This window comes from Candidatus Acididesulfobacter guangdongensis (assembly GCA_004195045.1).
GTDB classification, from domain to species: Bacteria; SZUA-79; SZUA-79; order Acidulodesulfobacterales; family Acidulodesulfobacteraceae; genus Acididesulfobacter; species Acididesulfobacter guangdongensis.
In genome coordinates this window covers 159472-173082 of sequence record SGBC01000004.1, presented here as the reverse complement: position 1 = coordinate 173082, position 13611 = coordinate 159472, and the positions used below count along the sequence as shown (strand labels likewise).

11 protein-coding genes and 1 other RNA gene are annotated in these 13611 nt (G+C 31.0%); 4 read left to right on the top strand and 8 right to left on the bottom strand.

The window, feature by feature from the left end:
- Positions 1–17 precede the first annotated feature (17 nt).
- The 8 genes from htpX to EVJ46_09335 all read right to left on the bottom strand — a co-directional run bounded on the left by htpX (position 18) and on the right by EVJ46_09335 (position 8909).
- Positions 18–878 (bottom strand): zinc metalloprotease HtpX, encoded by an 861-nt coding sequence (htpX, locus tag EVJ46_09370; protein ID RZD15722.1) that lies wholly within the window; start codon positions 876–878, stop codon positions 18–20.
- A gap of 131 nt (positions 879–1009) precedes the next feature.
- Positions 1010–1606: an SMC-Scp complex subunit ScpB gene (gene scpB / locus EVJ46_09365; GenBank protein RZD15721.1), complete on the bottom strand. Its 597-nt coding sequence runs from the start codon at positions 1604–1606 to the stop codon at positions 1010–1012.
- A 160-nt stretch (positions 1607–1766) separates the two neighbouring features.
- Positions 1767–2525, bottom strand: a complete 759-nt coding sequence (locus tag EVJ46_09360) for an MBL fold metallo-hydrolase (GenBank protein RZD15720.1) — start codon at positions 2523–2525, stop codon at positions 1767–1769.
- A 298-nt stretch (positions 2526–2823) separates the two neighbouring features.
- Positions 2824–3537, bottom strand: a complete 714-nt coding sequence (locus EVJ46_09355) for a methyl-accepting chemotaxis protein (protein ID RZD15719.1) — start codon at positions 3535–3537, stop codon at positions 2824–2826.
- 563 nt (positions 3538–4100) lie between these two features.
- Positions 4101–5264 (bottom strand): sulfide:quinone reductase, encoded by a 1164-nt coding sequence (locus EVJ46_09350; protein ID RZD15718.1) that lies wholly within the window; start codon positions 5262–5264, stop codon positions 4101–4103.
- Positions 5265–5468: 204 nt separating this feature from the next.
- The gene (locus tag EVJ46_09345) at positions 5469–7730 is read right to left on the bottom strand and encodes a hypothetical protein (protein ID RZD15717.1); all 2262 of its coding nucleotides are present in this window, start codon (positions 7728–7730) and stop codon (positions 5469–5471) included.
- 106 nt (positions 7731–7836) lie between these two features.
- Positions 7837–8394: a universal stress protein gene (locus EVJ46_09340; GenBank protein ID RZD15716.1), complete on the bottom strand. Its 558-nt coding sequence runs from the start codon at positions 8392–8394 to the stop codon at positions 7837–7839.
- A 263-nt stretch (positions 8395–8657) separates the two neighbouring features.
- The gene (locus EVJ46_09335; protein RZD15715.1) at positions 8658–8909 is read right to left on the bottom strand and encodes a ferritin; all 252 of its coding nucleotides are present in this window, start codon (positions 8907–8909) and stop codon (positions 8658–8660) included.
- Between the two features lie 268 nt (positions 8910–9177).
- On the opposite strand from EVJ46_09335, the gene ffs reads away from it, so the two are divergent.
- The 4 genes from ffs (at position 9178) to EVJ46_09315 (ending at position 13512) form a co-directional block, all read left to right on the top strand.
- Positions 9178–9271: signal recognition particle sRNA small type (gene ffs / locus EVJ46_09330), an RNA gene on the top strand.
- Between the two features lie 65 nt (positions 9272–9336).
- Positions 9337–11271, top strand: a complete 1935-nt coding sequence (locus EVJ46_09325; GenBank protein RZD15714.1) for an indolepyruvate ferredoxin oxidoreductase subunit alpha — start codon at positions 9337–9339, stop codon at positions 11269–11271.
- A gap of 30 nt (positions 11272–11301) precedes the next feature.
- Positions 11302–11895: an indolepyruvate oxidoreductase subunit beta gene (locus EVJ46_09320; GenBank protein RZD15713.1), complete on the top strand. Its 594-nt coding sequence runs from the start codon at positions 11302–11304 to the stop codon at positions 11893–11895.
- 312 nt (positions 11896–12207) lie between these two features.
- Positions 12208–13512, top strand: a complete 1305-nt coding sequence (locus tag EVJ46_09315) for a phenylacetate--CoA ligase (GenBank protein RZD15824.1) — start codon at positions 12208–12210, stop codon at positions 13510–13512.
- Positions 13513–13611 lie beyond the last annotated feature (99 nt).

Sequence of the window (13611 nt, the reverse complement as noted above, 5' to 3'; positions counted from 1 at the left end):
AAAGAGGCGGTAGGCTATTATAAACCTTTTGCCATTTCTTTAAGCCTCGCGATTCTATCTTCAGTCGCAGGATGAGTGCTGAAAAGTTTCTTAAAACCTCCTCCTCTCAGCGGATTAACAATAAACATATGAGCCGTAATATTCGCCATTTTGCTGTCAGGCATGGGTTCCGCATTATTCCCTGCCTCAAGTTTATTTAGCGCGCTGGCAAGAGAAAGCGGGTTTCCGCTTAAATTAGCTCCTCCCTTATCGGCAGCATACTCTCTTTGCCTTGAGATTGCCAATTGAATTAAACCTGCGACTAAAGGAGCTATAATTGCCATAGCTATTAATGCTATAAAATTATCGTCTTTATCTTCCCCTCTGCCGCCGAATCCTGAAAACATTGCTCCCCACTCAGCCATCATAGCCAGCATACTTATTGCTCCAGCGACAGTTGCTGCAACTGAACCTATCAATATATCTCTATTTTTCACGTGCGTTAGTTCATGCCCTAAAACTCCGGATAATTCATCTCTGTTTAAAATTTTCATGATACCAGAAGTAACGCAAACCGCCGCATGTTTAGGATTTCTTCCGGTTGCAAAAGCATTTGGAGTATCTTCCTCCACAATATAGACCTTTGGCATAGGCAGATTTCCTTTTTGCGATAAATTTCTTACAATTGAGTATAATTCGGGCTGCTCGCTTTCAGTAACCGGAGTAGCATGATACATGGATAATACCATTTTATCGCTGAACCAATATGTGCCCATATTCATAACCGCCGCAAAGATAAGAGCTATAATCATCCCAGCCTCGCCACCGAGAAGTCCGCCGGCAACAATTAGGAGAACGGTCAATAAAAGCATTAAAATAAAAGTTTTAAAATAATTCATCTCTAAAACCACCGCCTTATATAAAAATATTTATAAATTTAATAAAGTTATAAAATTTATTTATCTTTATTCTATACAATAAACATTCTATTGCAATATTATATCACAAATTTTTTTTAAGCGGTAATTTTTTAGCTTATTTGATTATTCGTTAACGCAAACAAATCGTTCATATCTGTCTCGGCGGGAAGTTCGTCCAAACTTTTAAGATTAAACATCTCTAAAAAAAAGTTAGTCGTTTTATACATCAGCGGTTTTCCTATTACATCTTTTTTTCCTGCAATCCTTATTAGATTTTTATCCAGCAGAAATCTGATAACATTGCTTGAATCAACGCCTCTTATCTGTTCTATTTCACTTCGTATAACAGGCTGTTTGTATGCAATTACGGCTAAAGTTTCCAGCTGAACTTTTGTGAATTTTTGAAGTTTTACAGCCAAAAAATCAGAAATAACCATATAATGTTCTGCTTTAGTTTTAAAACTCAGATATCCGCCGTTTTCAGACAGATATATTCCGTGACTTCTTTTTTCGTTAAATTCAATTTTAATAAAACCTACCGCCTCTTTAATCTTTTTTTTAATTATTAAAGGATCTTGCTGCTCGGCAAATTGTTTTGTTATTAAAATTTCAAAAAGCTTAGAATAGGGAACCGGCTCTCCTGACGTAAAAATTATAGCTTCTACCGCCGATTGAAGTTCATTTATGTCGGATAAATATTCTGTCATAATTGAGAATCAACGCTTTCCGTTCAGCTTTCGCTATTTATATACTTTTATATAATCAATTTTATATAATTCTATACGCTTTTATATAATTCTATAAATAAATCAATATGGTGTATATTACATTATTATTACATTATAATAAAATGCCGACGCATTAACTTTACTTGGAATAAAGACCTACTTTCAATGAGTCGAACCAGTTTAAAAAATTATTAACCATATCTTTGCCTTTAAAAATTAAACCATGCTGAGGAGCGATAGTCTCGATATCTAATTTTGACACCCTTTCTATCCATGCCTTTTTTGCTTCCATTGAACCCATAAATCTTTGATGAAACCACTCCATATATTTTATATGGTCGTTAAAATTGTTAACGAAAATATTTCTGCCTTTTTTTGTTTTTAAATCTTCCTTAGGCATTAATCCTGCGCCGATATCTCCCGTAAATAAAATTTTTGAAATAGGATCGTAAAGATTTAAATGACCTGGGGAATGAAGATAATGGGCCGGAATAATTTCAAAAGAATAATCTTTGGTCATGTTAAATTTCATGCCGTTATCCTCGATCATTATCATATTGCTCGGCTGAACACCGTAATGCGTTATAAATGTCGACCATATCCTGTCAATAATTACTTTGGCTTCAGTAATAGAAACCCATAAAGCTAACGATGAATTAACGTCGGGGTCCTGATGAGAACAAAAAAAATATTTAACATCTGACATTCTTATTTCGCCGGCTAAAGAGGAAGAAACGGCGGAAAACATCTCTATTCCGCCCGGATCCAGCACGCATCCGACTTTATCATGAACGATTAAATATTGATTTGTATCAATTATATATTCCGGTCTGTCAGTATCTTTGCCAAAATATAAAAACCTGTGATTATCATCTTCGTATAATGTTTCAGTGATCATCAGAAATCTCCTAAATTATAATCAGTATTATAATTCTTAATATTATAATGTAAAATTAATATCATTTTTTTATTGCCTTCCGTTGTCGTTTCCATGTTTTATTTGCTTTTAAAATTTCTATCGGCAATTTTGGATATTAGCACTATATATGTTATTATATATATGCTATTGTGTATGTTATTTTATATATCTATATCATATATGATCATATATTATCCTATACGATCCTATATGACATTACAAAAGTTTTGTAACTTATTCAAATGTTATATAAATAGTTTTAAGTTATTTTTTTAATTTAATTTTTTTGACAAATCTTCTTCAGTTCCTCTTCTATATTTTTAATAGTTTTCATTAACGTTTCATTAAGCTTATCATCAATACGCAGCGTATTATTGAGTTTGGCGCTGACTTTTCTTATACCGAATAGAACATTTGAAATTTCTTTAGTAGAACTGGAAGATTTCTCGGAAAGTTTTCTGACTTCGTCCGCAACAACTGCAAAACCTCTTCCCGCCTCTCCTGCCCTTGCCGCTTCAATGGCTGCGTTTAAAGCCAATAAATTAATCTGGTCGGTTATCGAAACTATAACGTTTAATATTTCATCGGTAAATAAAGTTAATTTATATAGTTCAACCGAATCCTGATATGTTTTTTGAAGCGTTGCAAATGAGCTTGAATATACTTCCGATAACGACTCTATATAATTTTTCGTATGACCGGTTCCATCCTGACATGATTTTAAAATATTATGCATAGTTTCTTTTATTTTTGCCAGTTCATCTGAATCAGATGCGCATGAATTTAAGAGATTATCTTTAGAAACCATATCCGATTCTAATTTTTTTATTTTTGAAGTTAATTCGTTAATTTGATTTTTGGAATTGTCTCTTAATGAATTTGTTTCACTCTCTTTATTAGATAAATCTTGACTTAATGCTTCATTTTTTTTTCTAAGTTCATCAATTTGCGAAACTAAATTTTGATAAGAACTTGTTGATAATATTTTCATAACACTCTCACCTTAATATTTATTTAAATAATTTTTCAAAATAGAAATATATTATAAAATATTTTTAAATGAAGCTTTTTGCCTTCAATTTAATAGCAGATAGAAATAGCAATCTTAGCTGATTAGAAAAATAATACAGAGATCTAATTTATTATTTATTAAATTAAATTAAAATAAAATAACCGTTAAAATAATTGAAAATAATAAAAATAATAGTTAAAATTAATTTTTTTCTATTATTATGTCTATAAAAACAAGCAAAAAAATAAAAAATACGACAAATATATATAAAAAGCAATAAATAATATAAAAGAATAATCAGATTAAAATAATAATAAAAATCAAATATTTTTTTTATATATTATAAAAAAATTTAAGATTTATTGCAACAATTATTTATTTTACAATTAAATCATAAATAACAAATAATATATTGTTTATTTTAATACTAATTGGCAAATTAAAAACTTCTTGCTTAATTTATTTGGATAATTCCGACTCAATTTCTAACTAAATGGAAAATTACCCGCCCTTACGGACGGGATAAATTAGAGGCGCTCAGGTTAAAAACCCGGAAATCTGGGAATTTTATTCAATTTTGAATTTTTATAATACCATCCCCAGAATTTTTTAAGCATATGACCTATTACTGGCAGCATAATTACTTTTTCTTTTTTAGCGTCTCTATAAACATAAGCCGCTCCTTTACCGTTATCCATAACGCAGAGAACATGGACATGTTCTTCATATCCTTTATAATTATTACTGCCTGTTTCTTTTTCATTTATATTATATGCAGCTATCTTAGCCATTAATTCTGCAACATGCCCCTGCTTTGCTTTAAACGCAGGCCCTGCTAGATTGGCAGAATCTCCAATAGCATAAACATTTTCGTAACCTTCTGCTTTTAAATTATCGTCAATTTTTATAAAACCGGCTTCGGTCAACGGCAATTCCGATGATGAAAATATTTCATGAATGCTCCCTGCAGGCACAAAAACCGTCAAGTCGCTGTTTAATTTAGAATCATCTTCAAAAATAATTCCGTCTTTAACAAATTCTTTTATCTTTTTTCCAAAATATTTTTTTATTTTAAGATTTTCATAAAATTCGTTTAACATATTATAAGCTTTGTCACCTAATCTTTTCCCCGGAGTATCCATCGGAGCAAAAATATTTAACTCAAAATTATCTCTAATTCCTTTTTTTCTTAATAGGTTGTCAAAATTAAAAAGGAGTTCAAAAGCAGGGCCGCCTCTCATAGCGGAAGGGTCTTTAGGATTTCCTCCTATGCCTATTGATATTTTCCCTTTTTTAGATTTAATTAATTCATCCATTTTCTGTTTTATTTTGAGAGATTCTTCGGGAATCCCGCAAATTGAATATGTATTTTCGATCCCTTTAGGTTTAGCTTTTCCTGCTCCGACGGCAACAACTAAATAATCAAAATTATAAGAAGCATTTTTCCCTATAACTTTATTATTTTTAGGGTCTATTTTTGTAATTTCATCCATGACAAAATTAAACTTATGAACGGCGCTTAATTTATTTAATGATAATTTAGCATCTTCAAAATTTAATCCGCCTGTGGGTATCCATATAGAAATAGGATAGATATACATATAGTCTCTGTTGCTGACCATAGTTACGTCAAAATTAAATTTTTTAAGCTGTATAGCTGCCTCAACCCCGGCAAAACCTCCGCCTATAATAAGAACTTTTTTCATAACAATATCTCCATAAAATTTTTAAATTATTTAATTTGATTATTATCTTATTCTTTTTTATTTCATTTTTAATATATTATATATACTTTACATATCACATAACTGTTTTGCTTTTAAATATTACATTTCTATATATGAATATATCAATTTATATATAATTATATTATATTTTGAAAAATAAAACAAAACAAAATTTTTCTTCTTTTATTTATTAGTAATTTTTTCAACTATTGAAATTGCGCATTTTACCCCATCCATAGCACTTGTTATAATACCTCCTGAATACCCTGAACCTTCCCCGCAAGGATAAATGCCTTCAACATTTATCGACTGAAAATCTTTATTTCTTAAAATACGAACTGGCGAAGAAGTACCGGCTTCAATTCCGGTTAAAACAGAATTACCGATAAATCCGTGAAATTTTTCATTAAATTCGGTTAATGTCCCTGCTAATTTGATATTTATAAATTCAGGTAATAATTTAAAAAGTTCATAGCTGGTTACGGCAGGTCTATAGGAGGGAACAGGTATATCGGAACTATATTCAGTTCTGCAGGTTTTAATATTTTTAAAAAAATTTTCATATTTATAATTATAATTCTTAGAAATATCCTCTATATATTCTGCCGTATATTGAAAAGGAGCGGAAAATGAATCGCCGCCGGCGATAAATGCTTTTTTTTCCAAGTCTCGTCTAAAATTAAGCATAGCCAAAGAACCGCTATTTTTATTCTCTTTGTTCCCATTATTCTCTTTATTTTGTCTATTATCTTTATCATTTATATTGTCTGCCGTATTGTCAGGTAAACCGCAATTATAGAACTTAGATAAATCTGCCGGCATAACAGTCGCAACAATTGCGCTGTTTGAATTTTCAAGATCTCTGCCGGAATAACTCATCCCGTTTATACAAAGATGTCCTTCTTCTGAACTTGAACCTACAACAACGCCTCCCGGACACATACAGAAAGAATATCCTCCGAATTTTTTTGAACTTAAATTATAATACAAGCCAGATAATTTTTGATTATCCCGTAACAAAATTCTATCTATAAATTCACGTTTATGTTCTATTCTGAACCCGATAGCAAAAGGCTTTTGTTCCATTTTTACACCTTTATCAAAAAGCATTGTGTAAAGTTTAAAATTATTTGCGCCTGCCGCTAAAATCAGATAATCGGTATTTATGGTTTCTTTATCTGTTATAATGCCGTCAAGTTTTAGATTAGTATATTCATATTCATATTGATTTTCATTTTCATTTTCATTTTGAAATTTATACAATGATTTTTTATTAACAATATTATTTCCTCCGCTATTGTTTTTATCAGAAATAATAATCTCTTTCAATTCTTCTTCAAATCGCAATTCTGCTCCGTTATTTATTAAATATTTTCTGATATTTTTAAGTATTTCAATTAATATATCGCTTCCTACATGCGGTCTATTCGCAGTTAAAATATTTTTATCCGCTCCCATCTGAACCAGAAAATTCATACAATAGCCTACATAATAGTCTTTTTTTCTTGTAGTAAGTTTTCCGTCAGAAAATGTGCCCGCCCCTCCTTCGCCGGAAACAACATTGCTTTGCGGATTAAACAGTGCGCTATTAAAAAATTGTTCTACATCTTTTTGTCTATCTTCAACTTTTTTGCCTTTTTCTATAATAACCGGTTTTATGCCGTTTTTTAATAATTCGACTGCGGCAAAAATACCTGCAGGACCCATACCTATAATAACAACATTCGGTTTTCTTTGATTTATTTTATATAAATTCTTATTTGAAGAAGGTTTTATATCTGTTTTATCGTCTTCCGTTTCCGATATGTTATATATATTGTGATTATCGGCATTTAATTTTAATGTATCAAATGCAGATTTATGTTGATGTTTACGTTTATATTCCGCTTCTGATTCCAATAATGACATGTCGTCTGTGGGCAGTGCAGAGTCAAGCGCAGGCTCATTGGATAAATTTGTTGCGTTAAATTTATTATCGTCTTTCTTCTCATGCAGCGTTAAGCAATTCAGATAATATATTTCTTTTTCCTTTTCAGATGCAATTCTTGCTTTAATCCCCGATTTAAATAACAAATCAAGTATATAATCCTCTATACTGCCAATCTTTTTACCTTTTATGCTTAATTCTTTCGCATCCGGTTTACTTTCTATAATTTCTAATGCAAATAAAAATACAGATTTACTAATTTTCTGCCTTAAATCTAACGACTTTTTAATTATTATTATCTTAAATGCATCTGAATAATCATTAATAAAACTTGCGTTATATTCAGAGAGCCTCTTTATAATAGCCGTACGAATAATATCTTCTTCTAATTCCAATCCATTGGCGGTATCATTGCCGCTGCCGTTATTATTATAAACTTTATTTTTATTATCTGTGCAAGTCTTACCATATTTATTTAATCTCGACATTTCAATCTTAAAATCATGAACTATTATCATAAAGTTTTATAATATTTCCAAAATAGATATACTTAATTTAACTAATTGTTTTATTTATTATTTAATTATTTAATTATTTAATTATTTATTTAATTAATTAATTAAATCAGTTTTTTTTGCTTATTAACTGGCTGTTAGGCATAATATTGACTGCAGGCACAGCTTCTTCGGCTAACTCTTTCTGGGATAATTTTACGGCATTTTTAAGCGGGATAAGCATGACCGGACATATTGAATTTTTTGATATTGAAAATGATACAGAACCGAAAGCAAGTTCTTTAAAACCGATTTTTTGATGAGTGCCTATAACAATCAAATCAACGGCATTTTTTTTTGAAAAATTTATAATTTCAATATGAGGTATTCCTCTGGACACTATAATTTCATAATTTAAAAAATATAAACCGCTTTCTTTTATTATATTTTCAATATTATTAACAACATTTTTCTTGTCAGATTCTATCTGTCTCTCTTTAGAATTAATAAAAGAAAAAGCGCCCGCCGTATTAACGGGAATTATATGCATGATATAAAAATGAGCGGCGCTTTCTCTAAACAAAGAAACAGCGGAAGTGAGCACGTACGAACTTTCAAAATTTAAATTTATGCCTATTATAATCTTTTTTGAAGAAATAATACCTTCATTCTCTAATTTTGTTTTCATAATTTAATATTATACAACATTTTATAGAGTTTGACGGATAATATTTAATATAACTTTACCGCTAATTAAGATAATAAGAAAAGAACATAATGGCAATATATATCTTTAATCCTGCAATAGAAAGTTATCTTTTGCTTAACCGAACAAAGAAATGCATAAATATTTTCTATTGCAGGATTAAGGTATATTAACAAATGATGAATATTGTCAATACTAATCGTAAAATAATAGTAATATATTAACAACGGCAAATGTTATCAATATTAATCATGATGTAAAAATTTGTCAGCCTGAACGGCATCATGCTTTTTAATATACTCCATTAACATGGCTGCATGTTCTTTTTCTTCGTCTCTGTTGTGCGCCAAAATCTTTTTCAATTCATCATCGCCTGTAAGCTCAAATCTTTCTTGATACCAATTAATTGCCTGAAATTCCTCTATTAAAGACTGCCTTGCCATTTCTAAATTTTTAGTTTCCTCGGTTAAGTCTAAATCTTCATATCCTGCGCACATAATAATTTCTCCTTTTTAATTATAAATGTTTAGTTGTAAAATAAAATTAGAATTAAGTGATTTGAAAAAAATATAACTAATAAATAAATTACATTAATAATTACATTAATTAAAAAAATAAAGTTAATAAAAAGTTAATAAAATAAATACGGTCTGCCATTAATTGCCTAATTAAGCTAATTAAAATATTCTCTAATTACCGATATATTTTATCTTATAAATAAAATACTTTCAATAAATTAAAAATTATGCTATATTTTCTACTGGTAATCCAGAAATGCGGCAGGATGGTTAAAAACTCCGCCAGGTCCGAAAGGAAGCAACGGTATTAATTCTGATTGTGCGCGTTCTCCTGGATTACCTTATTAATAAGTAAACAATAAATAAACCAAATTGAGCCGGATCAACCATTTGCGAAATTATTTTCATGGATTTGTCTTTTTTAAAAATTTTTAACGACAAGTTATTGCTTACAGGCAACGAAGCTGTCGCTTTTGGATGTTATAATGGTAAAACGTCAATTGCGGTAGGTTATCCCGGAACGCCCAGTTCAGAAATTCTTCCTTTTTTATCAAAATTCAAAGGTATTTATGTAAACTGGTCTATCAATGAAAAAACCGCTCTTGAAATTGCTATAGGAGCGTCTATAGGCTGGAAAAGAAGTCTTTTTACTACTAAGCACGTCGGTTTAAATGTTGCGTCAGACCCTTTTATGACATTATCGCTCACAGGCGTCAGAGGCGGCATTGTAATATTAACCGCCGACGACCCTAACATGCATAGTTCGCAAAACGAGCAGGATAACAGGTATTACGCTAAATTCGCAAAAGTTCCGCTGCTTGAGCCTTCTGACAGTCAGGAATGTTATTATTTTTCAAAAATAGCTTTCGACATAAGCGAAATTTTTGATACTCCTGTTTTAGTCAGAACTACCACAAGAATATCGCACTCAAGAAGCATAATAGATTTAAATAATAATACATATAACTCTATCGCATTTCCAGAGCGCCAAAAAGCTATGGAAGCGACAGATAGCGGAAATACAAAATATACAAAAAATATAGAAAAATTTGTTATGGTGCCGGTGTATGCAAGAAAAAGACATAAAACAGCCATTGACAGACTTAAAAAATTAAGAGAATTTTCAAATACTTCAGGATTAAATAAAATTGAATATAGCAATTTAAATTACGGAATTATAACAAGCGGGGTATCGTATCAATATGCAAAGGAAATTATGCCTGAAGCATCTTTTCTGAAGCTCTCGTTTTCTTATCCGCTGCCTGATGCGCTAATTAATGAATTTTGCTCAAAAGTTAAAAATGTAGTAGTTATTGAAGAACTCGAGTCTTTTATTGAAAATGAAATCAGTACGCTCGGCATAATGCTCAAAGGCAAAGATTTTTTTCCACAATTTGGCGAACTGACTCCTGACCTTGTAAGAGAAGGACTTATAAAAAACGGTTTTTTAGAAGGACGGTTTCAAAAAAATTTTGCGCCTGAACGGCTATCCTGCGAAAATTCTGATAATTCTGATAATTCTGATAATAATAATTATACCAACGTCAATAAAAATAAAGACAGTGCAATAAATAACGCAATAGATATTCCGCCAAGGCTTCCGGCATTATGCAGCGGCTGTCCGCATACTTCGGTATTTTACGCTTTAAAAAAATTAAGAGTCCCTGTAATGGGCGATATAGGATGCTATACGCTTGGCGCTTTACCGCCGCTTAGCGCAATGGACAGCTGTATATCTATGGGACTGGCTTTCGGTGCTGCCCAAGGTTTGTATCTGTCAAAATCTTCCGATAAAAAAGTTGCAGCCGTTATGGGCGACTCTACTTTTTTTCATTCAGGTATAACTTCTCTAATAGATGCAAAATACAACGACGCAATATTTACCGCAATTATTTTAGATAATTCCACGACTGCTATGACCGGCGGACAGGAACATCCCGGAACCGGAAAAAACCTTAATGATGCTATTATAGCCAATAAAATTGATATAAAAAAAATAGTAGAAGGGATAGGTATTACCGAAATTTACGATGTCGATTCCTATAATTACAATTCTACGTATAATACCCTTAAACATGCTTTAAGCACAAACACTCTCAATGTAATTATAACAAACAGACCTTGCGTTTTATATCCAAAAAAATTAGCGCCGGAAAATCAATTTAAAATAGATTCTGCCGGATGCATCGGCTGTGACTTGTGTATTTCGATTGGATGCCCTTCTATTGTAATATCTGATAAAATAACAGACAAAAATAAACCGGTGCCGACAATTGACTCTTCCTGTACCGGATGTTCAATATGCAGAGATATTTGCGTCTTTGGATTTATACATAATTAAAAATAATATTTAAAAATAAAAATATAACGTATGGAAACTAATCAAAGTATTTTGATTTGCGGAATAGGAGGGCAAGGCGTCGTCCTATCCGGTAAAATAATAAGTCTGAGCGCTTTTTATGAAAACTACGACGTTAAAACCTCGGAAGTGCACGGTATGTCTCAGAGAGGAGGCTCAGTATCAACGCATTTAAGATACGGCAATAAAATTTTTACTCCTTTAATACCTTTACACACTGCAGATATAATATTATCTTTTGATTTATATGAAACTCTTAGATATATAGATTATGCAAGTGAAAAAACAAAAATAATAACTGCTTCAATCGGAAAATATATCAGAAGGTCTTCTGCAAATCCTGTGAGCCTGCCATCTTTTAAATCAATTATAGATAAAATTACAATAGATTTTAATTTTAAAGATTTAATTACGGTAGATATAGGCAAAATTGCGCAGGAATTGGGGAATATAAAAGTCGCCAATACCATCCTTATCGGAGCATCTTCGCAATTTACTTATATACAGGAACAGACATGGCTTAATATTCTTAAGGAAAATGTGCCGGCTAACACAATAGATATAAATGAAAAGGCATTTTTGCTCGGACGTAAAATTTCAGCCTGACTGTTTGATAATAATTTTATTTTTATTGTATTTTATATTAAATTTGTATTAAACTATATAGTATGTTAGCTTAATTGTGCTATATTTATAATTTATACTATATCATAGAACATTTAAGTATGTTTATATTAAATTATAGAGAATCGTCAGTAAATTTGTAATAAATTATATAGTATTTTACATTATATTTTTTAATACGCAATTTATTTTTGTATATTAACCGTTTAAATATTAACTGTAATATCATCATAATCATAATATTATAATTATTTTTTAAAGGACAGTATATTTATGAACAAAAAAAGTATTCAGATAAACTATTTTGAAGAAAAATTAGAAACAATGCCTTCAGACGATCTAAATGTACTAATACTTGAAAGATTAAACAAAACATTAAAATATGTTTACAAAAACGTACCTTTTTATAAAGAACAATTTGATAAGGCAGGAGTTAATATAGATTTAATTAGAAGTACTAAAGATCTAAAAAATATCCCTTTTACTTTAAAAAGCGATCTTGTAAATAATTATCCATTCGGACTATTTTCGTCCAATTTAGATAAAATAATAAGAATACATGCTTCTTCAGGAACTACGGCAAAACCGATTATTGTATCTTATACTAAAAAAGATATAAAAGTATGGGCAGATTTAATGTCAAGGGTCTTTTACGCCTGCGGATTAAATAAAAACGATATTGCGCAAAATGCTTTCGGCTACGGTTTGTTTACCGGAGGACTCGGCTTTCATTACGGAGCCGAAAATATCGGAATGACGTTAGTGCCGATGTCAAGCGGATTTACCGAAAGACAATTTGCTATGATGAACGATCTCGGCGTTACAGTTTTATTTTGCACACCGTCATACGCACTTTTTTTATCCGAAGAACTCCCTAAATATATCAAAGATACCTCAAAGTTAAAATTAAAAAAAGGTATATTCGGCGCTGAACCGTGGTCTAATGAATTAAGACTGAAAATTGAAGGTATGCTTAATATTGACGCATATGATATCTATGGTTTAAGTGAACTTTTAGGTCCCGGTGTTGCCTATGAATGTGAATACAAAAACGGATTGCATATCAATGAAGACAATTTTTATCCTGAAATAATAGACCCCAAAACAGGCGACGTTCTTCCCGAAGGAGAGCTTGGAGAGTTGGTTCTGACAAACTTAAATCAGGAAGCTATGCCTTTAATAAGATACAGAACCCGCGATATTACGAGTCTAAACAGAGAAAAATGCAAATGCGGAAGAACTTTTGTAAGAATGAAAAAAATTAAAGGCAGAACGGACGATATGGTTATAATCAAAGGTGTAAATGTGTTTCCGTCGCAAATTGAATCAGCCGTGTTCAGTTTTGATTTTTTAGAGCCTGTTTACCTGATTGAACTGTATACGGACAATCTGTTGGATAAAATTAATATTCTTGTCGAAGCCAAATCTGAAATATACAATATGGGCGATAAAAAATTAGAAGAGATATCGGCTATGCTCCAGTATAAAATTCATGAACTTATCGGGGTAAAATCAAAAGTTACAATAGTTCCTCCAAAAACATTGGAAAGAAGCCAGGGAAAATCTAAAAGAGTCAAAGACCTGAGAAAAAAATTATAAACCTAAGTAATTAAAACAATAAAGTTTATTTTTAGCCAAACTTCATCATAATTATCAGCAGCTATCAACAACACATTGATATTACTATATTCATGGGGC